The 26,765-nt window shown below is 66.1% G+C and carries 28 protein-coding genes, 1 pseudogene and 1 riboswitch; of the genes and pseudogenes, 22 read left to right on the top strand and 7 right to left on the bottom strand.

What is annotated here, in order from left to right; all coding sequences use genetic code 11:
- The first annotated feature begins 13 nt into the window (after positions 1–13).
- On the top strand, positions 14–889 hold the full coding sequence (locus HWY30_RS19130; protein ID WP_090805497.1) for a tyrosine-protein phosphatase: 876 nt from the start codon (positions 14–16) through the stop codon (positions 887–889).
- 191 nt (positions 890–1,080) lie between these two features.
- Here HWY30_RS19130 and HWY30_RS19125 read toward each other — a convergent pair whose 3' ends face one another.
- Positions 1,081–2,388, bottom strand: a complete 1,308-nt coding sequence (locus HWY30_RS19125; protein ID WP_090802119.1) for an ATP-binding protein — start codon at positions 2,386–2,388, stop codon at positions 1,081–1,083.
- Positions 2,385–3,125 (bottom strand): response regulator, encoded by a 741-nt coding sequence (locus tag HWY30_RS19120; protein ID WP_090802117.1) that lies wholly within the window; start codon positions 3,123–3,125, stop codon positions 2,385–2,387. Before HWY30_RS19120 ends, HWY30_RS19125 begins: the two co-directional genes overlap by 4 nt.
- 434 nt (positions 3,126–3,559) lie before the next feature.
- On the opposite strand from HWY30_RS19120, the pseudogene HWY30_RS19115 reads away from it, so the two are divergent.
- Both HWY30_RS19115 and HWY30_RS19110 read left to right on the top strand, forming a co-directional pair.
- Positions 3,560–4,045 (top strand): annotated as a pseudogene (locus HWY30_RS19115) (hypothetical protein); the annotation flags it as partial.
- Positions 4,046–4,166: 121 nt separating this feature from the next.
- Positions 4,167–4,838, top strand: a complete 672-nt coding sequence (locus tag HWY30_RS19110; RefSeq protein WP_090802116.1) for a flagellar basal body L-ring protein FlgH — start codon at positions 4,167–4,169, stop codon at positions 4,836–4,838.
- A gap of 94 nt (positions 4,839–4,932) precedes the next feature.
- On the opposite strand, the gene HWY30_RS19105 is transcribed toward HWY30_RS19110, so the two are convergent.
- The 5 genes from HWY30_RS19105 to HWY30_RS19085 all read right to left on the bottom strand — a co-directional run bounded on the left by HWY30_RS19105 (position 4,933) and on the right by HWY30_RS19085 (position 9,611).
- Positions 4,933–5,676 (bottom strand): response regulator, encoded by a 744-nt coding sequence (locus HWY30_RS19105; protein ID WP_090802114.1) that lies wholly within the window; start codon positions 5,674–5,676, stop codon positions 4,933–4,935.
- 101 nt (positions 5,677–5,777) lie between these two features.
- Entirely contained in the window at positions 5,778–6,323 is a 546-nt protein-coding gene (locus HWY30_RS19100; protein WP_090802112.1) for a hypothetical protein, read from the bottom strand.
- Between the two features lie 57 nt (positions 6,324–6,380).
- A complete protein-coding gene (locus HWY30_RS19095; protein ID WP_090802111.1) occupies positions 6,381–6,854 on the bottom strand; it encodes a hypothetical protein in 474 nt (157 codons plus the stop codon).
- Between the two features lie 205 nt (positions 6,855–7,059).
- Complete coding sequence (locus HWY30_RS19090; RefSeq protein WP_090802109.1) at positions 7,060–7,863, bottom strand: SDR family NAD(P)-dependent oxidoreductase; 804 nt, start codon at positions 7,861–7,863, stop codon at positions 7,060–7,062.
- Positions 7,860–9,611: an ABC transporter ATP-binding protein/permease gene (locus HWY30_RS19085; protein WP_090805496.1), complete on the bottom strand. Its 1,752-nt coding sequence runs from the start codon at positions 9,609–9,611 to the stop codon at positions 7,860–7,862. Before HWY30_RS19085 ends, HWY30_RS19090 begins: the two co-directional genes overlap by 4 nt.
- A 430-nt stretch (positions 9,612–10,041) precedes the next feature.
- Positions 10,042–10,165: riboswitch (TPP riboswitch) on the top strand.
- Between the two features lie 221 nt (positions 10,166–10,386).
- Here HWY30_RS19085 and HWY30_RS19080 point away from each other — a divergent pair.
- The 19 genes from HWY30_RS19080 to hisH all read left to right on the top strand — a co-directional run bounded on the left by HWY30_RS19080 (position 10,387) and on the right by hisH (position 26,595).
- Positions 10,387–11,523 carry an FAD-dependent oxidoreductase gene (locus HWY30_RS19080; protein ID WP_090802108.1) on the top strand — a complete coding sequence of 379 codons (1,137 nt, stop codon included), beginning with the start codon at positions 10,387–10,389 and terminating at the stop codon, positions 11,521–11,523.
- A 59-nt stretch (positions 11,524–11,582) separates the two neighbouring features.
- A complete protein-coding gene (gene thiS / locus HWY30_RS19075; RefSeq protein WP_026225709.1) occupies positions 11,583–11,780 on the top strand; it encodes a sulfur carrier protein ThiS in 198 nt (65 codons plus the stop codon).
- 107 nt (positions 11,781–11,887) lie between these two features.
- Positions 11,888–12,703 carry a thiazole synthase gene (locus HWY30_RS19070; RefSeq protein ID WP_090805494.1) on the top strand — a complete coding sequence of 272 codons (816 nt, stop codon included), beginning with the start codon at positions 11,888–11,890 and terminating at the stop codon, positions 12,701–12,703.
- On the top strand, positions 12,700–13,803 hold the full coding sequence (gene thiE, locus HWY30_RS19065; RefSeq protein WP_090802106.1) for a thiamine phosphate synthase: 1,104 nt from the start codon (positions 12,700–12,702) through the stop codon (positions 13,801–13,803). Before HWY30_RS19070 ends, thiE begins: the two co-directional genes overlap by 4 nt.
- Before the next feature lie 91 nt (positions 13,804–13,894).
- Positions 13,895–14,719: an ABC transporter ATP-binding protein gene (locus tag HWY30_RS19060; protein ID WP_018420056.1), complete on the top strand. Its 825-nt coding sequence runs from the start codon at positions 13,895–13,897 to the stop codon at positions 14,717–14,719.
- Positions 14,716–15,483 carry a lipid asymmetry maintenance ABC transporter permease subunit MlaE gene (mlaE, locus tag HWY30_RS19055; RefSeq protein ID WP_018420057.1) on the top strand — a complete coding sequence of 256 codons (768 nt, stop codon included), beginning with the start codon at positions 14,716–14,718 and terminating at the stop codon, positions 15,481–15,483. The genes HWY30_RS19060 and mlaE overlap by 4 nt, the downstream gene beginning before the upstream one ends.
- Positions 15,484–15,574: 91 nt before the next feature.
- A complete protein-coding gene (gene mlaD / locus HWY30_RS19050; RefSeq protein ID WP_090805493.1) occupies positions 15,575–16,105 on the top strand; it encodes an outer membrane lipid asymmetry maintenance protein MlaD in 531 nt (176 codons plus the stop codon).
- A 19-nt stretch (positions 16,106–16,124) separates the two neighbouring features.
- Complete coding sequence (locus HWY30_RS19045; RefSeq protein WP_090802105.1) at positions 16,125–17,105, top strand: MlaA family lipoprotein; 981 nt, start codon at positions 16,125–16,127, stop codon at positions 17,103–17,105.
- A gap of 114 nt (positions 17,106–17,219) precedes the next feature.
- A complete protein-coding gene (locus tag HWY30_RS19040; protein WP_090802103.1) occupies positions 17,220–17,852 on the top strand; it encodes an MlaC/ttg2D family ABC transporter substrate-binding protein in 633 nt (210 codons plus the stop codon).
- Entirely contained in the window at positions 17,849–18,169 is a 321-nt protein-coding gene (locus HWY30_RS19035) for an STAS domain-containing protein (RefSeq protein ID WP_090802102.1), read from the top strand. Before HWY30_RS19040 ends, HWY30_RS19035 begins: the two co-directional genes overlap by 4 nt.
- A gap of 191 nt (positions 18,170–18,360) precedes the next feature.
- A complete protein-coding gene (locus tag HWY30_RS19030; protein WP_090802100.1) occupies positions 18,361–19,293 on the top strand; it encodes an ABC transporter ATP-binding protein in 933 nt (310 codons plus the stop codon).
- Positions 19,290–20,054, top strand: coding sequence for an ABC transporter permease (locus HWY30_RS19025; protein ID WP_090802099.1), 765 nt, complete (start codon positions 19,290–19,292; stop codon positions 20,052–20,054). The genes HWY30_RS19030 and HWY30_RS19025 overlap by 4 nt, the downstream gene beginning before the upstream one ends.
- Positions 20,055–20,069: 15 nt before the next feature.
- Positions 20,070–20,309 carry a BolA family protein gene (locus HWY30_RS19020; protein ID WP_008918725.1) on the top strand — a complete coding sequence of 80 codons (240 nt, stop codon included), beginning with the start codon at positions 20,070–20,072 and terminating at the stop codon, positions 20,307–20,309.
- Between the two features lie 111 nt (positions 20,310–20,420).
- Positions 20,421–21,683 carry a UDP-N-acetylglucosamine 1-carboxyvinyltransferase gene (murA, locus tag HWY30_RS19015; RefSeq protein ID WP_090802097.1) on the top strand — a complete coding sequence of 421 codons (1,263 nt, stop codon included), beginning with the start codon at positions 20,421–20,423 and terminating at the stop codon, positions 21,681–21,683.
- Positions 21,680–22,381, top strand: a complete 702-nt coding sequence (gene hisG / locus HWY30_RS19010; RefSeq protein ID WP_090802096.1) for an ATP phosphoribosyltransferase — start codon at positions 21,680–21,682, stop codon at positions 22,379–22,381. The genes murA and hisG overlap by 4 nt, the downstream gene beginning before the upstream one ends.
- 58 nt (positions 22,382–22,439) lie before the next feature.
- Complete coding sequence (gene hisD, locus HWY30_RS19005) at positions 22,440–23,774, top strand: histidinol dehydrogenase (protein ID WP_090802094.1); 1,335 nt, start codon at positions 22,440–22,442, stop codon at positions 23,772–23,774.
- A gap of 244 nt (positions 23,775–24,018) precedes the next feature.
- A complete protein-coding gene (hisC, locus tag HWY30_RS19000) occupies positions 24,019–25,089 on the top strand; it encodes a histidinol-phosphate transaminase (RefSeq protein WP_090802092.1) in 1,071 nt (356 codons plus the stop codon).
- 115 nt (positions 25,090–25,204) lie between these two features.
- Positions 25,205–25,792, top strand: coding sequence for an imidazoleglycerol-phosphate dehydratase HisB (hisB, locus tag HWY30_RS18995; RefSeq protein WP_013090696.1), 588 nt, complete (start codon positions 25,205–25,207; stop codon positions 25,790–25,792).
- A gap of 161 nt (positions 25,793–25,953) precedes the next feature.
- Positions 25,954–26,595, top strand: coding sequence for an imidazole glycerol phosphate synthase subunit HisH (gene hisH, locus HWY30_RS18990; protein WP_090802091.1), 642 nt, complete (start codon positions 25,954–25,956; stop codon positions 26,593–26,595).
- Positions 26,596–26,765 lie beyond the last annotated feature (170 nt).

Below are 26,765 nucleotides of genomic sequence, written 5' to 3'. Positions count from 1 at the left end.
CGTGGAGCGCGGCATGCCCGGCGAAGCGTCGGCGGCGCGGCGACGCTTTCTGAGGGGCTCGGCCGGTGCGATGCTGGCCGCGGGTTTCGGCAGCACGCTGCTGTCCGCCTGCGGCGGTAGTCTCGAAGCCGATCAGGCGGCTACGCCGCGGCTCGTGTCGGTCAGCAACTTCCGCGATGTCGGCGGCGCGGGTGCCGGCTATCTGACCGTCGACGGCAAACAGATGCGGCGCGGCGTGTTCTATCGCGCGAACGCGCTGACGCTGAGCGGCACCGACACGGCGACGCTCGACAAGCTCGGTATCGTGTCGGTCTACGACCTGCGCACGCCCGCCGAAATCGCACGCACCGCCGACGTGCTGCCGAGCGGCGCGACATCCTCGACGCTGAACGTGCTCGGCACGAACGACTTCGTCGCGCCCCCGGTCGATTCTCCCGTCGACGCCGTCGCGTTCATGCAGGCGCAGGCGCGCGCGTATGTGACGGGCGGCCCGCAGCGAGCCGCCTATGGCGCGCTGCTCGGCGCGCTCGCCGACGGCACGGGCGCGCAGCTATTCCACTCGAACGCGGGCAAGGATCGCGCGGGCTGGGTCGCGGCGCTGCTGCTCAGCATCGCCAACGTTCCGCTCGACGTGATCATGCAGGACTACCTGCTCAGCAACGTCTATCTCGCGCCATCGATCGCCGCGCAAACCACCACGCTGCGCGCGCAGGAAGGCGCGGCCATCGCGACGGCGAGAGCGCCGTTGCTCGACGTCGACGAGAACTATCTGCAGGCGGGCTTCGACCAGGTGCAGGCGAGCTACGGCACGATGGCGAGCTACCTGACGCAAGGCCTCGGTCTTTCCACGGCGACGGTCGACGCGCTGCGCAATCGGCTCGTGCATTGACGAGCTTCGCTGGCGCGCGTTGGTGGCCTTCCTTACAGCGCAAAAAAAAGTCCGCCGCGGAGGTGCGGGCGGACCGGGAAGGGCTGCATCGAGGTTGCCGGGGGTGCCTATAAGGCCGCACCCCGCGCGACAGTCGATGCGGTAAGGGCAGGTAAGTGTCCGGGCCGCGCCGCGTTTGCCTGCGAACATCCTTACGACAGCGCCGGGTCCACTGGCAATTCGATCCGTACTTCGAGCCCACCCTGCGCGTGATTGCGCACGAGGCAGCGTCCACCGCGATCGTGCGCGAGCCGCGCGACGATCGCGAGACCGAGCCCGCAATGGCCTTCGCCGCCGCGCGCGGCGTCGAGCCGCACGAACGGCTTCATCGCCGCGGCAATGCGGTCGTCGGGAATGCCGGCGCCGTGGTCGCGCACGCTGATCGTCCAATGACGGTCGTTGCACGCGGTCGAGATTTCCACCGGTGGTATGCCGTGTTCGAGCGCGTTGTCGACGAGGTTCGTCACGAGCCGGTCGAGCAGCGTGCGCGGCAGCGTGAACGAGGAGCCGGCGCGCAGATCGAGCGCGAACAGCGGGGTTTCGGCTGGGTCCGCCGCTTCGGCGGTTTCAGCGGCCTCCGCGTAATCGCCCGAAGAAAACTGCTCGCGCAAGAACTCGTCGACTTCGACGGGCGGTCCGGCGTCCGCCGATTGGCCCGCGAATTCGAGGAACTGCTGGACGATGTTGGTCAGGGAATCGACGTCGCGGATCAGGCCCGCGCGCTCGTTTTCGTCGACCAGCACGCTTGCGCGCAGCTTCAGGCGCGTGAGCGGCGCCTTCAGATCGTGCGCGACGCCGGCGAGCATCACCGCCTGGTCGTCGCCGGCTTCGTTCAGGCGCCGCATCATGTCGTTGAATGAGCCGATCAGCTCACGCAGCTCGCGCGGGCCCTGCACCGGCACGGGTCGGGGCCGGCCGCCGGAGCCGAACGCCCGCGACGCATCGGCCACGCGCGACAACGGCCGTTGCATCTGCCACACCGCGAACAACGACAGGATCAGCCCGGCGACCAGCATCGACACCGATTCGATCAGAAAGCGCGGCGGCGGCGGCAGGTCGACCGGCACGACGACCCAGTTCGACTTGCCCGGGACCAGCACCCACAGTTGCGGCGGACGCAGATCGTCGACGGCGATCTGCGTGCCGGCCGGCAGGTTCTCACGCAGGTGCCGGCTCAGTTCGACCACCATATGCTCGTGCGGCTCGCGCAGATGCACGCTGGTCGGCATGTTCCAGGTGGGCACCAGATGCACGCGCATCGCCGGCGCGAGCGCGGCGCCCTTGATCGGCTCGCCGTTGATCGCCTGCAGCACGAGCAGAATGCCGCGCGCGAAGCCGTCGATTTCATGGCGCGGCGGCTGCATCGTCACCAGCACGAACCAGCTCGCCTGAATCGCGAACAGCACCGCCGCCGACAGCAACGCCATTCTGCCGAACAGCGTGTTCAGCGGATTTCTCATGCGCTCGGGGCGGCCCCGTCCTCGAAGGGTGCGCCGTTGGCGTCGGGCACGAACACGTAGCCCTTGCCGCGCACCGTTTGCACGTAGCACGGGTTCGACGGGTCGTCCTCGATCACGCGGCGCAGGCGCCAGATCGGTACGTCGAGGCTACGGTCGCGGAACGCGAGGTTGTCGCGATGCACGAGATCGTGAATCAGCACGCGCGACAGCACCTTGTACGGATTGTTGACGAAGATCTTCAGCAGCGCGAATTCGCTGTCGCGCAGCGGCAGCTTGGCGTCGTCGCGGCTCAGCGAGCGCGTGGCGAAGTCCAGTTCGAATGGACCGAAGCGATAGCGCTTGCGTGCTTCGGGCGCGCTCGTGGTGGACGGCCCGCGCCGGCGCAACACGGTCTGGATCCGCACGAGCAGTTCGCGCGGATCGAACGGCTTGGTCAGATAGTCGTCCGCGCCGAGCGACAGGCCGACGATGCGGTCGGCCACCGTGCCGCGCGCGGTCACGAAGATCACCGGGATGTCGTCGCCGGCGGCGCGCAACGCGGTGAGCGCGCGCAGGCCGTCGGTGTTCGGCATCATGATGTCGAGCACGACGACCGACGGCCGCTCACGCTCGAGACGACGCTGCAAATGGGTGCCGTCATGCAGCACGGACGCATCTAAGCCGTTCGACTGCAGAAATTTGCAAAGCAGATCGCGTACGACCGGATCGTCGTCGACGATAAGGACCTGTGGATTCATGGCGAAATTCTAGACTGGCCCGCCCGACGCGCGACCGGGCATTTCCTTACCAACGCTTACTGTGCGCCGCTCGGTGCTGGCGGGCTCGCGCCGGGGCGGATCAGCGAAGGTGCAGCGCTTACTTTAGCACTGCCTGATCCGGCTCTGCGCGACGACAGGCAAGCGATGACAACAGTTGGCAAGCACTCGAAAGCCCTCGCAAGCCCACGGAACGGATCGTAACAACCGCGCGAAAGCGTGCTTTGCTTCGCCCATCGTCGGCACCCGCGCGGCGCGATGATTCGTTCCGCAGCAAGTCGCGCCGCACGCCGAACGAGGCCCGCTGCCTCGGACGACGGCGCGCGGCGTTCAACCGACACCGGTGCGCAATGCGCACCTTCGCGAGGTCCATCATGTCGATCCACAATACGCTCAGTTCCACGCCTTTCTCCTCGCCGGTCGGCAGCGTGCCGATCTGCGAGACGGACGTGCAGGCCGGAGCGCTCGGCATGCGGCTGAAGTCGCACGATAGCCTGAGCGTCGCGTGCCGCTGGGCGCATCGCGATGATGAACGCTGGGCGGTGTCGCAGGCCGTGGTCGATGGTGCGCCGGCGCTCGAACACGTGATGCGCTTCGCGCGCATCGACGGGCAGGGCGCGCTGCGTCTCTACGAGATGTCGTTCGTGATCGACGAGCTGACCGCGGAGGATCTGCGCGACGCGCTCGAGGATCGTTACGGGCCACCGCGTCTCGCGACCCGCAACGCGGCGGCGCCGGGCGCGATGCCGATGTACGTATGGGAGAACGCGGTGAGTTCGATCACGCTGTGCTTTCTGCCCGGCAGCCGCAACGGCACGCTCACGTATCTGCTGAAGGGCTCGGATGCGTGGATGAAAGCGGTCGTGCGGCAGTGGCAGGCGAGCGGCGCCGACGCGGGCTGACGCGGGCTGACGTTTGCCAGGCAACCCTGATTACCGGTGCGATCCCAACGCCGAAACCGGGCGGTGTCCGGATAGGCCGCCTCACTTCGACTCCTTTCATCCTTTCCGCCACGGAGCCAGCATGACCGCGCTACGTCTCACCCTCGTGCTCGGCGCCGCGAGCTGTCTCGCGGCCTGTTCGAGCGCGCAGACCGGGTCGATCGTCGAAACGCCGATGGCGCCGCCGCTCGCGTCCGCGCCGTTGAACGTCAACACGCAAGGCGCGATCTATCAGGCCGGCGCGCCGCTGCTGCTGTATGAGACGCCGCGCGCGCAGCACGTCGGCGACGTGCTGACGATCCGGCTGTCGGAATCGTATAGCGGCAACAACAGCGCGAGCGCGTCGGCGAACCGCACGAGCAGCATCACCGCGACTGCCGCGGATCAATCGACGAATGCCGCCGCGCGACTCGCCAAACTCTTCAACATCGGCTCTGCCGGCACCGACTACAAAGGGCAGGGCAATCTGAGCGACATCAGCGACATGACGGGCACGCTAGCCGTGACCGTGATCGGCACGGTGTCGGGCGGCAATCTCGTCGTGTCAGGCGAGAAGGTGATCGCGATGAGCGGGACCCGCGACCGTCTTCGACTCTCGGGCATCGTCAATCCCAAGGACATCGAAGCAGGCAATTACGTCGCGTCGAGCAAGGTCGCGAACGCGCGCATCGAGCAGGCGGGCCTCGGCATGGTCAACGATGCGACGACGATGGGCTGGCTGCAGAGGATGTTTCTGAGTGTGCTGACGTTTTGACCGTCAGCCGGGTCAGCGCGGTGCGCGCGACACCGCGCTGCGCGTTACGTGCGACGCGTGGGCCGCATCAACCGGCTTCGACCGTCAGGCGCCGCTAACCGAGCGGCGGCGCAAGCCCGCGTTCGGCCGCGCCGATCTCGCCGTCCGGCACGAACACGTAGCCGCGTCCCCACACCGTCTGCACGTAGCGCGGTTCCGACGGATCCACTTCGATCAATCGACGCAAGCGCCAGATCGATACGTCGAGACTGCGGTTGCGATGCGCTTCGCTATTGCCGTGCAGTTTTTCGAGCAGCTGCGCACGCGTGAGCACGGTCATCGCGTGCGTGACGAACACCTTCAGCATCGCGAATTCGCTCGAACGCAGCGTGATGCGTTCGCCGTCGCGGCGCAGTTCGCGCGCGGGGAAGTTCACTTCGAAGCGGCCGAAATGATAGGGCGCGCGCTGTTCGGGCGCGCCCGGCGCGATCGAGTCGCGACGCCGCAGCACGGTGCGAATCCGCGCGACGAGCTCGCTCGGTTCGAAAGGCTTGCCGAGATAGTCGTCGGCGCCGAGTTCGAGGCCGATCACGCGATCGATCGGATCGGCGCGCGCGGTCAGCAGGATCACGGGAATGTCGTCGCCGGCGACACGCAAGGCGCGCAGCGCGCTGATGCCGTCGAGCTCCGGCATCATGATGTCGAGCACGACGAGCGCGGGACGCTCCTGCTGCAATCTGCGCTGCAACGCCAAGCCATTTTCCAGCATGGCGACCTTGAAGCCGCGGCCGTGCAGATATTCGCCGACGAGCTCGCGTACGACGGGATCGTCATCGACGATCAGGATGGTCTGGTTCATTCAGGTCATCTTAGTGATGCGCACGGGCCGCGCAAAGCGTATACCGCTTTCCAATCCTTTCCCGTGTAAGGCGCTGCAAGCGAAAGCAAAGCCGCGAGCACTCAGTGGGGCGGCGGGAAAGCCTGCGAGGTTTGCAGGGTCTGCTGTTGCTGCGCTTGATGCGGGAAATCGGTCCGATCGACCACCATCCGCTCGATCAGTCCGCCGAGCTTGACCGAGGCCGACGAAAAACGGTCGGTGTTCAGGCCGCCGGTCTGATAGCGCGCGGTGACCAGAATGCGGCCACTCTGGATCAGCGTCGAGCGGCGGCCATAGCCGATCGCGGCGTCGTAGACGAGCCGCGCTTCGCAGCCGGCCGGCGAGGTGCCCGGATTGTAGATGTCCGAATGAATACCGCGCCGCTCGAGCGCGAGCTGCAGCGCCGGCACGAAATCGCCGACCGACACCGTCGGGTTCACTTCGATGCAGAGGTGCTGCAAATCCGCGGGCCGGCCGTTGACGAAGGTCGGCGACGAGTAGTTCGACGCGATCGCGTAGCCGGCCTGGATGACGGAGCCGGTGGCGTCGGCGGCCTGGATCAGCGTCCAGGCGCAACCGTCGAGCGCGAGCGTCAGCGTCGCGGCGAAGGCGGCGAGGTCATGAGGCAGCGCCCGATCCCGGTCACAAAATGCGATGGAGCATCAAAAGCAGCGACGGCCGCGCGCTCAGCGCGTCACGCGCAGTCGCAGTTCGTTCTGACCTTGCACGCTCGCGGTGACGTTCACGCGACGGGCGTCGGTGGTCACGACGAAATGCTGGCGCACGGGTGTGTTGACGTCGTGCACGACGCGCGGAAAGCAGGCGGCGATGTCGGCGCCGAGTTCTTCGAGCGGATCGTTGATGACGCCGTCGGCTTGCCAGTGCGCACGCCAGTGGCAGTCGTACGCGTGCGGGCTGGCGCGGCAATCGTCGGGATGGGAGACGCCCGGCAGTTGCGCGGCGGTCTCGTTTGGCAGTCGCCGGAAATCGCTCGCATCGACGATGTGCGTGAGCGCCGCGCAGATATCGGCGGGTTGGTTCGGCCCGGTCGTTTGCGCGGCATCGACGGCGTTCGTGAGCAGCAGCGCCGCGCCGCAGGCGAGCGCGATGCGCGGGAGCAAAGACGGGAGCAAAGGTGAAACACGGCGAGCGAATGACATGGGCGAGGAGTCCGAAGAGCGGTTGCGATGAAAGACGTGACTGACATCAACGACGGCCGGCGCATGGCGCGGCCCGTACGACTATCGTCGCTGCTCGCAGGCATTTTCAAAGCGCGGAACAGCTTGCGCGCTCCGCAAATGCTTTCGAACTCTTCTCGTGTCTTTCCGGATGTTGCGCCCGGAGGTGCCGGCGCGCAGGCGAGGCTTAACCGAGCGTCAAGCCGCCATCGATGTGAATCACCTGGCCGGTGATGTGGCGTGCCGCGTCGGACAGCAGGAATGCGATCAGCGCGGCGACGTCGTCCGGTTCGGCGACGTGACCGAGCGGCGTGGCTTCGGCGGCGTGCGCCCACACGGCCGCGTTGTCGGCGCTTGGGCCGCGATCCTTGCGCGTGTAGCCCGGCGCCACGCAATTGACGGTCACGCCGAGCGGCGCGAGCTCCGCGGCCGCCGTTTTCGCAAGCGCTTCGAGTGCCGCTTTCGCGGCCGCCGTCGCGGCGAATGGCGCATCCGCGCGATAGCGATGCGCGACGAACGAACTCAAGGCGACCACGCGACCGCGCTTCGATGTTTCGAGCGCGGGCATCGCGCGCCGCACGAGCGCGGCGAAGGCGGCTGGCATCGCGGCGAAGGCGGCGCCGAAGGTGTCGGGATCGAGCGCGGCCAGCGTTTGGCGCTGCGCATGGCCGGCGTTCGCGACCAGTTGATCGAGTGCGCCGAAGCTCGCGAGCGTCTGATGGATCACGTGCTCCGCCGCGCCGCGCTCGGCGAGGTCGCCGAACACGGTCGCGCAGCGTGCGCCGCTTGCCGTGCAGTCGGCGGCAACCTGCACGAGCCGTCGACGGGAGGCGTCGTCTGCGCCGCGCGCGTGCAGCATCAACGACGTATGCGGCGCCGCGAGGCGCCGTGCGAGCGCCGCGCCGATGCCGGAACCGGCGCCGGTGATCAGCACGACGCGAGCGGCGGTGCCGTGCGCTTCGCTGACGTGAGCGCCGCTCGCGTCGCTCACGCCGCTACCGCTTCGACAGAACGCTCGACGTCGAGCGTTTCGTGATGGAACGCTGCGAGCGATTCGCGATGCGCGACGCTGACGATCGCAGCCTTCGGCAACCGCTCGGTGAACAGCCGATAGAGCCGCGCCTCGTTTTCCGCGTCGAGCGCGCTGGTCGCTTCGTCGAGGAACAGGTAGTCCGGCTTGTGCAGCAGCACGCGCGCGGCGGCGAAGCGCTGCTGTTCACCCGGCGACAGCACGCGAGTCCAGTGCGCCGTTTCCTGCAGACGGTCCGCGTATTCCGACAGATGGCAGGTGATGAGCGCGTCGCGGCATTCGTCGTCGTCATAGGTGTCCGCCGCCGACGGATACGCGAGCGCCGCCTTCAGCGTGCCGATCGGCATGTAGCTGACCTGCGGGATGAACATCATGCGCGCGTTGACCGGTGCGTCGATCGAGCCGTCGCCGAACGGCCACAGGCCCGCGAGCGCGCGCATCAGCGTGCTCTTGCCGGCGCCCGACGGACCGCGCACGAGCCAGCGCGAGCCCGGCCGGATCACGATATCGCGGATGCGCGACAGTGGGTTGCCATTGGGCAGCGCGAGCTGGAGGCTGTCGGTGGTAAGCGTGTTGCTGTCGACGAAATGCAGATTGATGCCGCCATGTTCCGTGGCCGGCGACACCGATTCCTTCAGACGCGGCGAATGCACGACGCGCTTGAATTCGCGCAACCGGTTCACGGTCGCGCGCCATTCGACGAGGCTCGTATAACTGTTGATGAACCACGAGAACGAATCGCTGACCGTGCCGAACGCGCTCGAAATCTGCATCAGCACGCCGAACGTGAACGCGCCCGCGAAGTAGCGCGGCGAGGCGACGACGATCGGGAAAATGATCGCGATCTGGCCGTAGAAGCTCAGCACGAAGGTGAGGCGCTTCGTGTACTTCATCACCTGCCACCAGTTGTCGCGGATGCGGCCGAACAGCGTGCGCGCGTTCGTCTTCTCGGTTTCCATGCCGTTGTAGAACGCGATCTGCTCGGCGTTCTCACGCAGCCGTATCAAGCCGAAACGGAAATCGGCCTCGACTTTCTGCGCCTGATAGTTGATCGACACGAGCGGATGGCCGACCTTCTGCGTGACGAGCGAGCCGCCCACCGCATATAGCGCCGCGGCCCACACCATATAGCCGGGGATCTGCAGCGGCATGCCGCCGAGCGAGATGCTCAACGCGCCCGCGAGCGACCACAGGATCGTGATGAACGACACGAGCGTGACGACGGTCGACAGCAGATCGAGCGTCAGCGACAGCGTGGTGGTCGCGAACGACTGCAGGTCGTCGCTGATCCGCTGGTCGGGGTTGTCGGCGAGGCGGTCGCGCTCGATGCGGTAGAACGCGCTGTCGTCGAGCCACTCGTTCAGGTAGCGGGTGGTCAGCCACTGGCGCCAGCGGAAGCCGAGCATCTGGCGCAGATAGCGTCCATACACGGCGAGGATGATGAAACCGAACGCGAGTCCGGTGAAGATCATCAGCAGGTGCGGGAAGTCGTGGACGTTCTTCGCCTGCAGCGCGTTGTAGAAGTCCCTGCTCCAGCTATTCAGGCGCACGTTGATCCAGACGACGAGCAGGTTCATCACGATGATCGTGACGAGCAGCCCCCACGCGATGCCTCGTTCCTCGGAAACCCAGTAGGGCTTGATCAGGGTCCACGCGGAGACCTTTTCGTCGGGCGGCAGCGCGGGGCTGGCGGAAGTATGTGGTGTCATGAGCATCCTGATGAAGTGCTGACCCGAAGTGCCATTCCGGCGTACGGGTCCGATCTGGTTGACCCATGTCGGGCGATCCCGCGAACAGCAGGCGCCTTTGCGAGGGTGTGGCTGCCGCGGGTCTGCGATACCTGGCCGGTCATCGCGCCATCACGCTCGATGACGCGAGTCCGGACGGGCGCCCGATTCTGGCGTGACGCCCTTAAGCGAAAATTAATTTTCGGGGCCGGCATCCGCCGGGGTGCCGCCGCCACGCATGCGGCCACGAGTGCCGCGCGCGCCGCGTTTTTGCGGCACCGATCACGGCATTGTGCCAGAGCGCCGGGCCGCTTCGCACCGGCATCTCGATAGACGGTGCCAGATCAAAATTGGGGTGGCGACCGCGGAGCGCTGGTTTGCGGGCGCCGCGCCTTTTATGGTCTAATAACCTGCGACGAAACAGGGGTGCTTCGCCCACAGGCGGCATGACTTTCATGCCGGGGCGGCGAGGCTGAGAGAGACCCTTTGCACCCGATCCGGGTAATACCGGCGCGGGAAGTTTCCGGAAGCAACCGTCTTCCATTCCCCGCCGGGCGGCGAGCGCAGCTCACATGTGCACGTCGTGACCGGCCGGCTTCACCCGCCGGTTTCGTCCTGGGTACGTGCGTTTTTGGCCGTACGGAAAGGACTCGATGACCGCCTATTCTTCAGACATGCATTTTTCCCTTCGTCACGCCGCCTCGGGCGAGCCGTGCCGTTTTGGTTTTGCCCACCGCAGTCGAACGGAGCGCGCGCGATGAACCGTCCCGCCCGACCCGATTTCGCCGTGCTCGGCGGCGGCCTGTGCGGCCGCCTGGTCGCGTGGCGCCTCGCTGGCGACGGGCATCGCGTGGCGCTCTACGAGCGCGGCGATGCCACCGGTTCGCAGGCTGCCGCGTGGGTCGCCGCCGCGATGCTCGCACCGCTGGCAGAGGCCGCGAGCGCCGAGCTGCTGATCACGCGGCTTGGCGCGAGTTCGCTCGAAAGCTGGCCGCGCGTGCTTGCCGAACTGCCGGAGCCGGTGTTTTTCCAGCGCAACGGCACGCTCGTCGTCTGGCATCACGCGGATCGCACCGAGGCGCCGCTATTCGAGCGGCGCGTGCGTGCGAACGCGCCGGCCGAGTTGCTCGACGGCGGCTTCGTCGCGTTGGCGGGCGCGCAGCTCGGCGCCGCCGAACCCGCGTTGGCCGGCCGCTTCAGCCAAGGCTGGCTGCTGCCGCGAGAAGGCCAGCTCGACAACCGCCAGGTGCTGTCCGCGCTCGCGGCCGGGCTTGCCGAGCGCGGCGTCGACACGCACTGGAACACGCCGATCGACGACGCGTCGCTGCCCGAGGCCGGCATCACCATCGATTGCCGCGGGCTCGGCGCGAAGCCGGTGCTGCCGACGCTGCGCGGCATCCGCGGCGAAGTTGCGCGCGTGCATGCGCCTCACCTGCAGCTGACGCGCCCGGTGCGGCTACTGCATCCGCGTTACCCGCTGTATATCGCGCCGAAGCAGAACGGCCTCTACGTGATCGGCGCGACCGAGGTGGAGGGCGAGGACATGTCGCCCGTCAGCGTGCGTTCGGCGCTCGAGTTGCTGAGCGCGGCGTTTTCGGTGCACCCGGGCTTCGGCGAGGCGCGCATTCTCGAGCTGAATTCGCAGTGCCGGCCGACCTTGCCCGATCATCGTCCCGCGCTGCTGTGGGACGGCGCGCGCACGCTGCGCGTGAACGGCCTGTACCGGCACGGCTACATGATCGCGCCCGAAGTCGCCGACGAAGCCGTGCGCTTCGCGAGCGCGCTGCTCGACGGCCGCGTCGGTGATGCCGACGCATTCGCCGGCTGGCGGCGCGACTCACGCTGGAGCGAGCTGTTCCAGCAGCATTTCGCGCGCGAGCCGGCCCGAGCGTAGCGGCCAACGTGCCGCGCGCGATGCCGCTTGCGCCATCGATTGAACCGCATTCGAACACCATGGACATTCATATCAATCAGAAGCCGTTGTCGCTGCCCGAGGGCGCGACCGTCGCCGATGCGCTCGCCGCCTTTGGCGCGCGTCCGCCGTTCGCGGTCGCGCTCAACGGCGATTTCGTCGCGCGTGCGCAGCATGCGGCGCGCGCGTTGCAAACGGGCGACCGGCTCGACGTCGTGCAGCCGGTCGCGGGCGGCTGAGCGCGACCGCGCCAGCCTGTCGCTTACCGAACGCAACAACCGTCGCCGAAAACCCATTGCCGCAACGCGGTCGGTTCTAGCCGCGAGGGCAAACCAGGATGATGCAAATGACTTCTCACGAGACCGCCGACGCGCTGACGCTATACGGTCAAACTTTTGCAAGCCGCGTGCTGCTCGGCACATCGCGCTATCCGTCGCTGCAATCGCTGTCCGATTCGATCGACGCCGCGCGCCCCGGCATGGTGACGGTCGCGCTGCGCCGTCAGATGAACGAGGGCCACGCCGAAGCCGGCTTCTTCGATCTGCTCAAGCGCCATGGCGTGCCGCTCTTGCCGAACACGGCGGGTTGCCTGAGCGTCGGTGAAGCGGTGACGACCGCGCACATGGCGCGCGAAATCTTCGAGACCGAGTGGATCAAGCTCGAACTGATCGGCGACGACTACACACTGCAGCCCGACCCGGTCGGCCTGATCGAAGCCGCCGCGCGGCTCGTCAAGGATGGCTTCAAGGTGCTGCCGTACTGCACCGAAGATCTGGTGATCGGCCGCCGTCTGCTCGACGCCGGCTGCGAGGCGCTGATGCCGTGGGGCGCGCCGATCGGCACCGGCAAGGGCGTGATCAATCCATACGGGCTGCGCGTGTTGCGCGAGCGGCTGCCGGACGTGCCGCTGATCGTCGACGCCGGGCTCGGCGTGCCGTCGCATGCGGCCCAGGTGATGGAGTGGGGCTTCGACGGCGTGCTGCTGAACACGGCCGTGTCGCAGGCGACGCACCCCGACGCGATGGCGCGCGCGTTCGCGCTGGGCGTCGAGGCGGGTCGGCAAGCGTATCTCGCGGGCCCGATGGCCGAGCGCGAGAGCGCGCACGCGAGCACGCCGGTGGTCGGCATGCCGTTCTGGCATCAGGATGGAGGTGCCGCATGACTCAGTCGTTGACGCTGAAGGACCGCGATCTGTTCTGGCCGACGGCCGACGAACTCATCGAAGCCGCCGAGCGCATCCGCGCACGTCTCGGCGACTGGCCGCCGACGCACGCGCCGTGGCGCATCTGCCTGATCGCACCCGACGAACCGAACGGTGGCGACCTGATCGTGACCGCCGACGCACAGCCGCACGGCGAGCAGATCGCGCGCTGGCTGACGCGGGGTGCGGGTGTGATCGTCGCCGCGGAAAACCGCGCGACGCTGCATCTGGGCGGCGAGAAGTACGGCCTCGAAGGCCATCTGGCGGAAGACTGGATTCCCGCGCTTGCCGCGTTCCTCGACTGCGGTTTCGATCCGCACGACGCGCTGGTGCTCGCGCTCGCGTGGCGCGATGGCGACGAGACCCGCGCCGACGATGCTTTCCCGGCCGACCTCGCTCGCTTTCCGCGCCTTACCGACCTGCCGGCGGCACCCGCCAAGGCGTTCCCGCGCTGCCCGGCAAGGCTCGGCCTGTATCCGGTGTTGCCGACCGCGGACTGGGTCGAACGGGTGGTCGGCTTCGGCGTGAAGACGGTGCAGTTGCGCCGCAAGTCGGCCGAACCCGCCGACGAGCTGAAGCGCGAAATCGCGCGCTGCGTGGCGGCCGGCCGCGCGCACGACGCGCAGGTGTTCATCAACGATCACTGGCAGGCGGCGCTCGCGGCGGGCGCATACGGCGTGCACCTCGGCCAGGAAGACGTGCATACCGCGGATCTGTCCGCGCTGGCCGACACGGGCATCCGCCTGGGCCTGTCCACTCATGGCTTCTACGAGATGCTGAAGGCGCTGCATTTCCGGCCGAGCTACATTGCATTGGGCGCCGTGTTCCCGACCACGACCAAGGTCATGCCGACCGCGCCGCAGGGCTTGCGCCGCCTCGCACGCTATGTGCGGCTGCTCGACGGCGTGGTGCCGCTCGTCGCGATCGGCGGGATCGATCTGCAGGTGCTGCCGGACGTGCTCGCGACCGGCGTCGGCTGCGCGGCCGTGGTGCGCGCGGTGACGGAAGCGGCCGACCCGGCCGCCGCCGTGTCTGCACTGCAACACACGTTTACGCAATAATCGTCAGGCATAGTCAAGGAACGGGGCACCTCACGGCAGCTTTTGCACGATGGCCCTATAATTCGGCCTTCCCTGTAAAAGGATTGTCAGTGTGGTGCCTTCCTATCCCGAGACCTTACTCGAGCTGCGCGACGTCGACTTCGGTTACGGCGACCGGCTCGTCCTGTCGAATCTGAATCTGCGCTTTCGTCGCGGTCAGGTCGTCGCGGTCATGGGCGGCTCGGGTTGCGGCAAGACCACGGTGCTGCGGCTGATCGGCGGCCTCGTGCGCGCCCAGCGCGGCCAGGTGCTGTTCCATGGCGAGGACATCGGCGAGCAGACGCGCGAAGGCCTTTACGCGCTGCGCCGCAAGATGGGCATGCTGTTCCAGTTCGGCGCGCTGTTCACCGACATGTCGGTGTTCGAAAACGTCGCCTTCTCGCTTCGCGAGCATACCGATCTCCCCGAAGAACTGCTGCGCGACCTCGTGCTGATGAAGCTCAACGCGGTCGGCCTGCGCGGCGCGCGCGACCTGCTGCCGTCCGAGATTTCCGGCGGCATGGCGCGGCGCGTGGCGCTCGCGCGCGCAATCGCGCTCGACCCCGAACTGATGATGTACGACGAGCCGTTCGCCGGTCTCGACCCAATCTCGCTCGGCATCACCGCGAACCTGATCCGCACGCTGAACCGGGCGCTCGGCGCCACGTCGATTCTCGTCACGCATGACGTGCCGGAATCATTCGCGATCGCCGACTACGTGTACTTCCTGTCCAACGGCGGTGTGCTTGCCGAGGGCACGCCCGACGAACTGCGCGCGTCGACCGATCCGACCGTGCGGCAGTTCATCGACGGCGCGCCGGACGGCCCGTTCAGATTCCACTATCCGGCGCAGACGCCGCTCGCGGCGGACTTCGGCATCGGCGGAGGCCAGTCATGATCAGTACGATCGGTCGCTCGGTCATCACCGGGCTCGGCACCGCCGGCTACGCGACGCGCTTCTTCCTGCGGCTCGTGCTCGAGTTTTTCCCGCTGCTGCGCCGCCCGCGTCTTGTCACGAAGCAGATCCACTTTGTCGGTAATTATTCGCTAGTGATCATCGCGGTGTCGGGGCTGTTCGTCGGCTTCGTGCTCGGGCTGCAGGGCTATTACACGCTGAACCGTTATGGCTCCGAGCAGGCGCTCGGGTTGCTGGTCGCGCTGTCGCTCGTGCGCGAGCTCGGGCCGGTCGTGACCGCGCTGCTGTTTGCCGGGCGCGCGGGCACGTCGCTGACCGCCGAAATCGGCCTGATGAAGGCGGGCGAGCAGCTCACCGCGATGGAAATGATGGCCGTCGATCCGGTCAAGGTCGTGATCGCGCCGCGCCTGTGGGCCGGCATCGTGTCGATGCCGATCCTCGCCGCGATCTTCAGCGCGGTCGGCGTTCTGGGCGGTTACGTGGTGGGCGTGCTGCTGATCGGCGTCGATGCCGGCGCGTTCTGGTCGCAGATGCAAAGCGGCGTCGACGTGTGGCGCGATGTCGGCGCCGGGGTCGTCAAGAGTGTGGTGTTCGGCCTCGCGGTGACCTTCGTCGCGCTGTTTCAGGGCTACGAGGCGAAGCCGACGCCGGAAGGCGTGTCGCGCGCGACGACCCGCACGGTCGTGTATGCGTCGCTCGCGGTGCTCGGGCTCGATTTCCTCCTGACCGCACTAATGTTCAGCTAAGACCGCGCAGCATGCCGGCTGCCGGCGGTGCATGATGCGCCGCGCACGGCGGGAGGTGGCGGCGGCGCGGCGGATTCACTTTGGGATGACGATGAAAAAGAATGTTCTCGACTTCTGGGTCGGCCTGTTCGTGGTGCTGGGTTTCGTGGCGTTGCTGTTTCTTGCGCTGAAGGCCGGCAATATGAGCTCGTTGTCGTTCCAGGCAACCTACCCGGTCAAGCTGAAGTTCGACAACATCGGCGGGCTGAAGCCACGCGCGCCGGTGAAGAGCGCCGGCGTGACGGTCGGCCGGGTCGCGTCGATCGGCTTCGACAGCAACACCTACCAGGCGCTCGTCACGATCGATATCGACAAGCAATATCAGTTTCCGAGGGACACTTCGGCGAAGATCCTGACCTCGGGTCTGCTCGGCGAGCAGTACATCGGGCTCGAGCCGGGGGGCGACTCGGAAATGCTGAAGGCCGGCGATACGATCTCGATGACGCAATCGGCGATCGTGCTGGAAAACCTGATCGGCCAGTTCCTGTATAGCAAGGCCGCGGATTCCGGCGCGGCGAAGCCCGCCGCATCCGCCCCTGCACCGGCGCCCGGCGCGCCGGCCTCCGGCGCTGCCGCCCAGTAAGGCCAACAAGGAGAATTAGATGCAGACGACACTGCAGACCGCGCGCAGCGGCGCGCGCGTCCTACAGTTCGGCAAGGTCGCCGTGGCGGCTGCGCTGCTCGCCGGTTGCACGACCGTGCAGACGCCTACCAAGGGCGACCCGTTCGAAGGGCTGAACCGTACGATCTTCACCGTCAACGACAAGATCGACCAGTACGCGCTGAAGCCGGTTGCGCAGGGCTACGTTTGGGTCACGCCGCAGCCGGTTCGCGACAGCGTGACGAACTTTTTCTCGAACATCGGCGACGTCTATATCGCGGCGAACAACCTGCTGCAGCTGCGCATCGCCGACGGCGTGTCCGACATCATGCGGATCGTGATCAACACGTTGTTCGGCGTCGGCGGCCTGTTCGACGTCGCGACGCTCGCGAAGCTCCCGAAGCACGACAACGACCTCGGTCTGACGCTCGGCCACTATGGCGTGCCGGCGGGCCCCTATCTGGTGCTGCCGCTGTTCGGGCCGAGCACGGTGCGCGATGCGGTCGGCTCGCTCGGCAACTACTACGTGAACCCGATCAGCTACGTCGACCCGCCGGGCCTGAGCTGGGCGCTGTATGGCCTGAACATCGTCAACACGCGCGCGAACCTGCTCGGAGCGAGCAACCTGCTGGAAGGCGCAGCGCTCGACAAATACTCGTTCGTGCGTAACGCGTATCTGCAGCGCCGGCAGTATCTGTTGTCGGATAACCGCCGGCGTCCGCAGGAACTGCCGAGCTACGACGAGGAAGCGCCGCTGCCGAAGTACGACGAAGGCGAGACGGGCGCGGCAGGTGCGCCGGCCAAGCCGGCTCCCGCATCCGGCGCGGCCGTGGGCACGCCGCAAGGCGCGTCGGCACCGGAGGCCGCGTCGGGCGCCGAAACACCGCCTCTCGACCTGAAAGGCGGCCCGGAAACGCAAGTTCCGGCCGGTCAGTTGGTGCCGCCCACGCGCTTCAACTTCCCGTCCTTAAGATTGCATTGAACGTGCAGCCGTAACAGATCGATACGACTCTCGCAGTTTGCGCATCGATTGCCGTCGAACTCGCGTGATAAGGTCGGTTCAAACTGTTGCATTATTTTTGAGGCAAAGCTCGATATGAAAAAATTCTTCCTGATTCCGTTGTTTGCCGCGTTGTTTTCGTTCATCAGCGCGGGCGCATCGGCGCAAACCGTCGACACCAGCTCGCCCGACGCGCTGATCAAGACCGTCACCCAGCAGGTGATGGACGCGATTCGGGGCGACAAGTCGATCCAGCAGGGCGACATCAGGCACATCACGGCGCTCGTCAACGAAAAGATCCTGCCGTACATCGATTTCCGCCGCACCACCCAGCTCGCGATGGGCCGTAACTGGCGCACCGCGACGCCCGAACAGCAGAACCAGGTGGTCGAGCAGTTCAAGATGCTGCTGATCCGGACGTACGCGGGCGCGCTCGCGCAGGTGCGCGACCAGCAGATCCAGTACAAGCCGTTCCGCATGAACCCGGACGACACCGACACGGTGGTGCGCTCGGTCGTGATGAACAACGGCCAGCCGATCGAACTCGACTACCGCCTGTACAAGACGGCGCAGGGCTGGCGCGTGTATGACATCAACGTGCTCGGCGCGTGGCTGATCCAGGCGTATCAGCAGCAGTTCAACGAGCAGATCCAGCAGAAGGGTGTGGACGGACTGATCCAGTTCCTCACGCAGCGCAATCAGCAACTCGCCGCGGGCAAGCAGTCGTGAGCGACGTGCTGAACCCGGTGGCGAACCGCTTCGACAGCGGCACGACGCTGACCCACGCGAGCGCGAAGGCCGCGCTCGCGGCAGGTCTGCAACGCATCGCGGCGGGTGCGGGCGGCGTCGATTGCGCGCCGCTCACGCAATTCGATTCGTCGGCGCTCGCCGTCCTGCTCGCGTGGGTGCGGGCCGCGGCGGCGCGCGGCGGCAAGTTCGAAATCGTCAATCTGCCGGCTGGGCTCGCCAGTCTCGCGCAGGCCTACGGCGTCGATACACTTCTCTCTTCTGGCGCCTCCAGCATGGTTGCGTCAGCGCGACATTGACGCTCCTCTAGCGTCGTCTCCTCCCTTCCGGCCAGGCCGGGGGTGTCAGTTTTTGCCCTATAATCAAACGTTTTTTTGGGGCGTCGAACTGGCCCCCTAATCGGCCCCGGTTCCCGTTTCTTCCAGCATTTGCGCGTCCCCAAGCTCCATTGGGGCTACTTCAGGCGCCGCGACGCACGCGGCCCATAGTCATGTCAGCCATAGAAATTCGTAACGTCAAGAAGCGCTACAAGGACTTGCAGGCGCTCAAGGGCGTCAGCCTCACGGTCGAAGAAGGCGAGTTCTTCGGACTGCTCGGTCCGAACGGCGCGGGCAAGACGACGCTCATCAGCATACTCGCGGGTCTCGCGCGCGCCGACGAAGGCAGCATCGCGGTGCGCGGTCACGACGTCGTTGACGATTTCCGCAACGCGCGCCGCGCGCTCGGCGTGGTGCCGCAGGAGCTCGTGTTCGATCCGTTCTTCACGGTGCGCGAAACCTTGCGCATCCAGTCCGGCTACTACGGGCTGCGCAACAACGACGCGTGGATCGACGAGATCATGGCCAATCTCGATCTCACCGAAAAGGCCGATGCCAACATGCGCGCGCTGTCGGGCGGCATGAAGCGCCGCGTGCTGGTCGCGCAGGCGCTCGTGCACCGCCCGCCGGTGATCGTGCTCGACGAGCCGACCGCGGGTGTCGACGTCGAGTTGCGCCAGACGCTGTGGAAGTTCATCTCGCGCCTGAATCGCGAAGGCCACACGATCGTGCTGACCACGCACTATCTGGAAGAAGCCGAATCGTTGTGCGACCGCATCGCGATGCTGCGCCGTGGCGAGGTCGTTGCGCTCGATCGCACCAGCACACTGCTGCAGCGTTTCGCCGGCATGCAACTGTTCGTTCGCTTCGCGCAGGGCGTGCTGCCTGCCGAGCTGCGTCCGCTCGAGGCGGAAAGCGGCGCCGGCAACGGCAATGGCCGCCAGCATCTGCTGCGCCTGACGAGCTACGACGACGTCGAGCGCATCCTCGCGCAATGCCGCGCGGCCGGTTGTACATTCGAAGAAATCGAGGTCCGCAAGGCCGACCTCGAAGACGTATTCGTTCAGGTGATGAACGGTCCAGAAGTGATCGAGGGGCTTGCATGAGCGGGTACAGTGGATTTAGCACGCTGTTTTACAAAGAACTGCTGCGCTTCTGGAAGGTGTCGTTCCAGACCGTGCTCGCGCCGGTCATCACCGCGCTGCTTTACCTGACCATCTTCGGCCACGCGCTGCGCGGCCACGTGCGGGTCTATCCGGGCGTCGAATACACGAGCTTCCTGATTCCGGGCCTCGTGATGATGAGCGTGCTGCAGAACGCGTTCGCGAATAGTTCTTCGTCGCTGATTCAATCGAAGATCACCGGCAACCTCGTGTTCGTGCTGCTGCCGCCGCTGTCGCACCACGAGATGTTCGCGGCCTACGTGCTCGCGGCCGTGGCGCGCGGGCTGAGTGTCGGCTTCGGCGTGTTCATCGTGACGATCTGGTTCGTGCCGCTCGCCTTCACCGCGCCGCTCTATATCATCGTGTTCGCGATGTTCGGCTCGGCGATTCTCGGCACGCTGGGTCTGATCGCCGGCATTTGGGCCGAGAAGTTCGACCAGCTCGCCGCGTTCCAGAACTTTCTGATCATGCCGCTCACGTTCCTGTCGGGCGTGTTCTACTCGACGCATACGCTGCCGCCCGTATGGCGCGAAGTATCGCGGCTCAATCCGTTTTTCTACATGATCGACGGCTTTCGCTATGGTTTTTTCGGCGTGTCGGATATCGACCCGCTGGTGAGCCTCGCGATCGTCGCCGGTTTCTTCGTGGTGCTGGCCGCCGTGGCGATGCGCATGCTCGCTACCGGCTACAAGCTGCGCCACTGACGAGGAGCTTCTCTCATGTTGCCGACTCCCGAACAGGTCAAACAGTACATTGCAGCTGGACTCGCGTGCGAGCATCTCGAAGTCGAAGGCGACGGTCAGCATTTCTTTGCGACGATCGTCTCGCCGAACTTCGAAGGCAAGCGCCTGATCCAGCGTCACCAACTCGTGTATGCGGCGCTCGGCGACCGCATGCGCGAAGAAATCCACGCGCTCAGCATGAAGACGCTGACGCCCGCCGAATGGCAGAACGCGTAATCTGGAAATTTTGTGCGAATTACTCAGGAAGGGCGCGACACCGCTAGCGGCGCGCCGAACACAGACAAAGCAGGTCCGGACGCGAACCGGGCCGATCAGGAACCGACAGGCATGGATAAACTCATCATTGAAGGTGGCTACCCGCTCTCCGGTGAAGTTGTCGTCTCGGGTGCGAAAAACGCGGCATTGCCGATCCTGTGCGCGGCTCTGCTGAGCGCCGATCCGGTGCATCTGGAGAACGTGCCCGATCTGCAGGACGTGCGCACGATGCTCAAGCTGCTCGGCCAGATGGGCGTGCGGATCGAAGCCGGCGAAGGGCGCGTCGCGCTCGACGCGTCGAAGGTCGACAACCTCGTCGCGCCGTACGAAATGGTGAAGACGATGCGCGCGTCGATCCTCGTGCTCGGTCCGCTCGTCGCGCGCTTCGGTCATGCGCGCGTGTCGCTGCCGGGCGGCTGCGCGATCGGCGCGCGTCCGGTCGATCAGCACATCAAGGGTCTGCAGGCGATGGGCGCCGAGATCACGATCGAGCACGGCTTCATCGAAGCGCGCGCGAAGCGTCTGAAGGGCGCGCGCATCGTCACCGACATGATCACCGTGACCGGTACCGAGAACCTGCTGATGGCGGCGGTGCTCGCCGAAGGCGAGACGGTCATCGAGAACGCAGCGCGCGAACCCGAAGTGGTCGACCTCGCGCGTCTGCTCGTCGCGATGGGCGCGAAGATCGAAGGCATCGGCACCGACCGTCTGGTGATCCATGGCGTCGACAAGCTGCACGGTGCGAAGCACACGGTGATTCCGGACCGCATCGAAGCGGGCACTTTCCTGTGCGCGGTCGCGACGGCCGGCGGCGACGTCATGCTGCGCAAGATGCGTCCGCTGCTGCTCGAAGCCGTCACCGAAAAGCTGCGCGAAGCGGGCGTCACGGTCGAGGAAGGCGACGACTGGATGCGCGTGCGCATGGACAAGCGCCCGAGCGCGGTCACGTTCCGCACCTCCGAATACCCGGCGTTTCCGACCGACATGCAGGCGCAGTTCATGGCGCTCAACACGATCGCGGACGGTACGTCGCAAGTCGTGGAGACGATCTTCGAAAACCGTTTCATGCACGTCCAGGAGCTGAACCGTCTCGGCGCGAGCATCACGATCGACGGCAACACCGCGCTCGTAACCGGCGTCGAAAAACTGTCCGGCGCGAAGGTGATGGCCACCGATCTGCGCGCGTCCGCGAGTCTTGTGATCGCCGCGCTGCGCGCCGAGGGCGAGACGCTGATCGACCGCATCTATCACCTCGATCGCGGCTACGACCGCATGGAAGCGAAGCTCAATGCGATCGGCGCGAAGGTGCGCCGGGTTTCCGGGAGCGGGGCATGAGTTCGATGCCGCAAACGTCGTCGTCGCCGGCGGTCAGCGCGCCGCTCACGCTCGCGTTGTCGAAAGGGCGTATCTTCGAGGAAACGCTGCCGCTGCTCGCGGCGGCCGGCATCGAGGTAGCGGAAGATCCGGAGAGCTCGCGCAAGCTGATTCTGCCGACCACCGACCCGAACCTGCGCGTGATCGTCGTGCGCGCGACCGACGTGCCGACCTATGTCGAGTACGGCGCGGCCGACTTCGGCGTGGCCGGCAAGGACGTGCTGCTCGAGCATGGCGGCAGCGGCCTGTATCAGCCGGTGGATCTGGACATTGCGCGTTGCCGCATGTCGGTCGCGGTCGCGGCCGGTTTCGATTATGCGAACGCGGTGCGCCAGGGCGCGCGTCTGCGGGTCGCGACCAAGTATGTTGAAACCGCTCGTGAGCATTTTGCCGCCAAGGGCGTTCACGTCGATCTGATCAAGCTGTACGGTTCGATGGAACTCGCTCCGCTGGTTGGTCTCGCCGACGCGATCGTCGACCTGGTCAGCTCGGGTAATACGCTGCGCGCGAACAATCTGGTCGAGGTGGAGGAGATCATGCAGATTTCGTCGCGTCTCGTCGTGAACCAGGCAGCGCTGAAGCTCAAACGCGCCGCGTTGCGGCCGATTCTCGACGCGTTTGCCAATGCTTCGTCGAAAACCGCCGCCCCGGCGGCCTGACTGACGATGGCAATGTGACGTTGCACTGATAGCGCGCCTTACCGAAACGGATACCTGTATGTCTACCAAGATTCGCAAACTCGATTCCACCGCTCGCGACTTCCACAAGTCGCTGCATGCGGTGCTCGCGTTCGAGGCGAGCGAAGACGAAGCCATCGAGCGCGCGGTCGCGCAGATTCTGAACGACGTGAAGGCGCGCGGCGACGAGGCGGTGCTCGAGTACACGAATCGCTTCGATCGCGTCGATGCCAAAAGCGTGGCCGAACTCGAACTGCCGATGGCCGAGCTCGAGGCGGCGCTCGAAAGTCTCGAGCCGAAGCGGCGCGCGTCGCTCGAAGCGGCGGCGGCACGCGTGCGCGGCTATCACGAGAAGCAGAAGATCGAGTGCGGCAGCCATAGCTGGCAGTACACCGAAGCCGACGGCACCGTGCTCGGCCAGAAGGTCACGCCGCTCGATCGCGCGGGGATCTACGTGCCGGGTGGCAAGGCCGCGTATCCGTCGTCGGTGCTGATGAACGCGATACCGGCGCGGGTGGCCGGCGTGCGCGAAATCGTGATGGTCGTGCCGACGCCGGAAGGCGTGAAGAATCCGCTCGTGCTCGCGGCGGCTCTGCTGGGTGGCGTCGATCGCGTGTTCACGATCGGCGGCGCGCAGGCGGTAGCTGCACTCGCGTACGGCACGCAGACTGTGCCCGCGGTCGACAAGATCTGCGGCCCCGGCAACGCGTACGTCGCGTCGGCGAAGCGTCGCGTGTTCGGCACGGTCGGCATCGACATGATCGCCGGGCCGTCGGAAATCCTCGTGTTGTGCGACGGCACGACCGACCCGCGCTGGGTCGCGATGGACCTGTTTTCGCAAGCCGAGCATGACGAGCTCGCGCAGTCGATCCTGCTGTGCCCCGACGACGCGTTCATCGCGCGCGTGCAGGAAGCGATCGACGAACTGCTGCCCACCCTGCCGCGCCGCGAAGTGATCCGCACGTCGCTCGAAAACCGCGGCGCGCTGATCAAGGTGCGCGACATGGCCGAGGCTTGCGCGATCGCCAACGACATCGCGCCGGAGCACCTTGAAATTTCGGCGCTGGAGCCGCATCAGTGGGCGCAGCAGATCCGTCACGCAGGCGCGATCTTCCTTGGCCGTTACACGAGCGAGAGCCTCGGCGACTACTGCGCGGGCCCGAATCATGTGCTGCCGACGTCGCGTACCGCACGGTTTTCGTCGCCGCTCGGCGTCTATGATTTCTTCAAGCGTTCGAGCCTGATCGAGGTCAGCGCGGAAGGTGCGCAGACGCTCGGCGAGATTGCCGCGGAACTGGCATACGGCGAAGGTCTGCAAGCGCACGCACGCAGCGCCGAATACCGGATGCGGCAGAACAACAACGAACGCGGCTGAGGCGCAGCGCTGATCGCGCCGGCGCGCGGCGGAGTTCAAGCAGGCGTAAGCGGGAGCAGGCGAAGCGGCGAGGGCGGCAACCGCCGCCGCATCGACCGGCTTCCATGTTTTCCGGCTTCCACCCGCTCGAGCGACGGCTCGAGCCCACCCGCCCCATTCAATAACGACGACAGAGACCAACCCGAGCGCCCCACGCCGACGACGCCGCCCCGGCGTCTTTCGCCCGGGCCCGGCCCCCGAACCTATGACGACACCTCAAGACATCATCCGCAGCGACGTGCTCGCAATGACGAGCTATCCGGTTCCGGACGCCACCGGCTTCATCAAGCTCGACGCGATGGAAAACCCGTTTCCGCTGCCGCCGGAACTTGCCGCGCATCTCGGCGAGCGCCTGGCCGGCGTCGCGTTGAACCGTTATCCGGCGCCGCGCCCCGAGCAGTTGATCGAGCGCATTCGTCACGTGATGGGCGTGCCGGCTGGGTGCGACGTGCTGCTCGGCAACGGCTCGGATGAAATCATCAGCATCATGTCGGTCGCGTGCGCGAAGCCGGGCGCGAAGGTGCTCGCGCCGGTGCCGGGCTTCGTCATGTATCAGATGTCGGCGAAGCTGGCGAATCTCGAATTCGTCGGCGTGCCGCTCAAAGCCGACTTCACGCTCGATACCGACGCGATGCTCGCGGCGATCGCCGAGCATGAACCGGCGATCATCTATCTCGCGTATCCGAACAACCCGACCGGCACGCTGTTCGATGACGCCGAAATCGAGCGCGTCATCGCCGCGGCGGGCAAGAGCCTCGTCGTGATCGACGAGGCGTATCAGCCGTTCGCGCAGAAGAGCTGGCTGCCGCGCGCCGACCAGTTCGACAACGTCGTCGTGATGCGCACGGTGTCGAAGCTGGGCCTCGCCGGCATTCGCCTCGGTTTCCTGGTCGGCAAGCCCGCGTGGCTGACCGAGTTCGACAAGGTCCGCCCGCCGTACAACACCAACGTGCTGACGCAGGCCGCCGCTGATTTCCTGCTCGACCACATCGGCGTGCTCGATGCGCAGGCCGCGCAATTGCGCGACGAACGCGAGAAACTCGCGCAGGCGGTGGCCGCGCTGCCGGGCGCCGAAGTGTTCACTAGCGCGGGCAACTTCCTGCTCGTGCGGGTGCCCGATGCGTCGGTATTGTTCGAAACCCTGCTAACGGCGCGGATTCTGATCAAAAACGTGAGTAAAATGCATCCATTGCTGGCCAATTGCGTGCGTTTGACCGTCGGTTCGCCGAACGAGAACGCCCAGTTGCTTGCCGGCCTGAAACTCGTGTTGCGGTAACCCGCCGCATCGAGCGGCGGCACTGAGCCGCTGCGTTGAACGGCTGCACTGAGCAGCCCGCCAGTTTGTCCATCCCACATTACTAGCGCTTTTAAGCCAGATTCGAGGAATTGCCATGCGCCTTGCGGAAGTCGTTCGCAACACCAGCGAAACGCAGATCCGTGTGAAGATCAACCTGGACGGCACCGGCCAGCAGAAGCTGGCCACCGGTGTGCCGTTCCTGGACCACATGCTCGACCAGATCGCCCGCCACGGGTTGTTCGACCTCGAGATCGAAGCGCATGGCGACCTGCATATCGACGACCATCACACGGTCGAAGACACCGGCATCACGCTCGGCCAGGCCGTCGCGAAGGCGATCGGCGATCGCAAGGGCATCCGCCGCTACGGCCATTCCTACGTGCCGCTCGACGAAGCGCTGTCGCGCGTCGTGATCGATTTTTCCGGCCGTCCGGGCCTCGAATTTCACGTGCCGTTCACGCGCGCGCGCATCGGCACGTTCGACGTCGACCTGTCGATCGAATTCTTCCGCGGCTTCGTGAACCATGCCGGCGTGACGCTGCACATCGACAACCTGCGTGGCATCAACGCGCACCATCAGCTCGAAACGGTGTTCAAGGCATTCGGGCGTGCGTTGCGCATGGCCGTCGAACTCGACGAGCGCGCGGCCGGACAGATTCCGTCGACCAAGGGCAGCCTCTAACGTAACGGCCGTAGCAGGCTTTAACACGGGTTTCACCGCCTCCAACGTCTTCAGGCCACTCACCTTCAGGCGATTCATCGGGCAGGACCGCATTTGCCGGCACGTCGTTTGACGCCGCGCGGCGGCATCGATGGATCGAGGGCAGAGCGGCCAAACTTGAAATGAAAACTTCGATAGCGATTGTGGATTACGGAATGGGCAACCTGCGCTCGGTTGCCCAGGCACTGCGTAAAGCGGCGCCGGAAGCGGACGTGACGATCGTCGATCGTCCGGAAGCGATCCGCTCGGCCGACCGCGTGGTGCTGCCGGGGCAGGGTGCGATGCCCGACTGCATGCGCAGTCTCGGCGCGTCCGGTTTGCAGGAAGCGGTCGTCGAGGCGTCGCGCAGCAAGCCGCTGATGGGCGTGTGCGTCGGCGAGCAGATGCTGTTCGACTGGAGCGCCGAGGGCGACACGCCGGGTCTGGGTCTGTTGCCCGGCAAGGCGGTGCGCTTCGAGCTCGAAGGCCAGGTGCAGGACGACGGCTCGCGCTTCAAGGTCCCGCAGATGGGCTGGAACCGCGTGCGTCAGGCGCAGCCGCATCCGCTGTGGGACGGTGTCGCCGACAACGCGTTCTTCTACTTCGTGCACAGCTACTACGTGGTTCCGGACAACCCGGCGCATACGTCGGGCGAAACGGTCTACGGCGTGCCCTTTACCTCGGCGGTAGCGCGGGATAACATCTTTGCCACCCAATTCCACCCTGAAAAGAGCGCCGAGGCGGGTTTGCGCGTGTATCGCAACTTCGTGCACTGGAACCCGTGAACGCCTTTTTTCATCCCGTTGCCGCGCGCGCGTCGCGCGGTGCCGCGGTCCCGCATCCGACCGGCGCCCCACTGGAGCGCCGAACGAGTTGTACTAAACTAGCGAGACGGTATTGCGGCGGGCTGACTCGCCAGCCGCTGCCGCCGACCTTCAATCCACTCCCAGATAAC

It is taken from the genome of Paraburkholderia tuberum STM678 (genome assembly GCF_902833905.1).
Classification (GTDB): Bacteria; Pseudomonadota; Gammaproteobacteria; order Burkholderiales; family Burkholderiaceae; genus Paraburkholderia; species Paraburkholderia tuberum.
The sequence above is the reverse complement of the archived record's forward strand: the minus strand, read 5'-3'. Positions and strand labels throughout refer to the sequence as shown.

What these genes read in the sequence shown, in the direction of transcription:
- hisH (WP_090802091.1), top strand. Translation starts at nt 25,954, where the DNA reads ATGAAAACTTCGATAGCGATTGTGGATTACGGAATGGGCAACCTGCGC.
- HWY30_RS19130 (WP_090805497.1), top strand. Translation starts at nt 14, where the DNA reads ATGCCCGGCGAAGCGTCGGCGGCGCGGCGACGCTTTCTGAGGGGCTCG.
- mlaE (WP_018420057.1), top strand. Translation starts at nt 14,716, where the DNA reads ATGATCAGTACGATCGGTCGCTCGGTCATCACCGGGCTCGGCACCGCC.
- hisG (WP_090802096.1), top strand. Translation starts at nt 21,680, where the DNA reads ATGAGTTCGATGCCGCAAACGTCGTCGTCGCCGGCGGTCAGCGCGCCG.
- HWY30_RS19025 (WP_090802099.1), top strand. Translation starts at nt 19,290, where the DNA reads ATGAGCGGGTACAGTGGATTTAGCACGCTGTTTTACAAAGAACTGCTG.
- hisB (WP_013090696.1), top strand. Translation starts at nt 25,205, where the DNA reads ATGCGCCTTGCGGAAGTCGTTCGCAACACCAGCGAAACGCAGATCCGT.
- HWY30_RS19030 (WP_090802100.1), top strand. Translation starts at nt 18,361, where the DNA reads ATGTCAGCCATAGAAATTCGTAACGTCAAGAAGCGCTACAAGGACTTG.
- HWY30_RS19120 (WP_090802117.1), bottom strand. Translation starts at nt 3,125, where the DNA reads ATGAATCCACAGGTCCTTATCGTCGACGACGATCCGGTCGTACGCGAT.
- thiS (WP_026225709.1), top strand. Translation starts at nt 11,583, where the DNA reads ATGGACATTCATATCAATCAGAAGCCGTTGTCGCTGCCCGAGGGCGCG.
- hisD (WP_090802094.1), top strand. Translation starts at nt 22,440, where the DNA reads ATGTCTACCAAGATTCGCAAACTCGATTCCACCGCTCGCGACTTCCAC.
- murA (WP_090802097.1), top strand. Translation starts at nt 20,421, where the DNA reads ATGGATAAACTCATCATTGAAGGTGGCTACCCGCTCTCCGGTGAAGTT.
- HWY30_RS19105 (WP_090802114.1), bottom strand. Translation starts at nt 5,676, where the DNA reads ATGAACCAGACCATCCTGATCGTCGATGACGATCCCGTCGTACGCGAG.
- hisC (WP_090802092.1), top strand. Translation starts at nt 24,019, where the DNA reads ATGACGACACCTCAAGACATCATCCGCAGCGACGTGCTCGCAATGACG.
- HWY30_RS19085 (WP_090805496.1), bottom strand. Translation starts at nt 9,611, where the DNA reads ATGACACCACATACTTCCGCCAGCCCCGCGCTGCCGCCCGACGAAAAG.
- HWY30_RS19070 (WP_090805494.1), top strand. Translation starts at nt 11,888, where the DNA reads ATGACTTCTCACGAGACCGCCGACGCGCTGACGCTATACGGTCAAACT.
- HWY30_RS19040 (WP_090802103.1), top strand. Translation starts at nt 17,220, where the DNA reads ATGAAAAAATTCTTCCTGATTCCGTTGTTTGCCGCGTTGTTTTCGTTC.
- HWY30_RS19125 (WP_090802119.1), bottom strand. Translation starts at nt 2,388, where the DNA reads ATGAGAAATCCGCTGAACACGCTGTTCGGCAGAATGGCGTTGCTGTCG.
- mlaD (WP_090805493.1), top strand. Translation starts at nt 15,575, where the DNA reads ATGAAAAAGAATGTTCTCGACTTCTGGGTCGGCCTGTTCGTGGTGCTG.
- HWY30_RS19095 (WP_090802111.1), bottom strand. Translation starts at nt 6,854, where the DNA reads ATGTCATTCGCTCGCCGTGTTTCACCTTTGCTCCCGTCTTTGCTCCCG.
- thiE (WP_090802106.1), top strand. Translation starts at nt 12,700, where the DNA reads ATGACTCAGTCGTTGACGCTGAAGGACCGCGATCTGTTCTGGCCGACG.
- HWY30_RS19020 (WP_008918725.1), top strand. Translation starts at nt 20,070, where the DNA reads ATGTTGCCGACTCCCGAACAGGTCAAACAGTACATTGCAGCTGGACTC.
- HWY30_RS19080 (WP_090802108.1), top strand. Translation starts at nt 10,387, where the DNA reads ATGAACCGTCCCGCCCGACCCGATTTCGCCGTGCTCGGCGGCGGCCTG.
- HWY30_RS19110 (WP_090802116.1), top strand. Translation starts at nt 4,167, where the DNA reads ATGACCGCGCTACGTCTCACCCTCGTGCTCGGCGCCGCGAGCTGTCTC.
- HWY30_RS19045 (WP_090802105.1), top strand. Translation starts at nt 16,125, where the DNA reads ATGCAGACGACACTGCAGACCGCGCGCAGCGGCGCGCGCGTCCTACAG.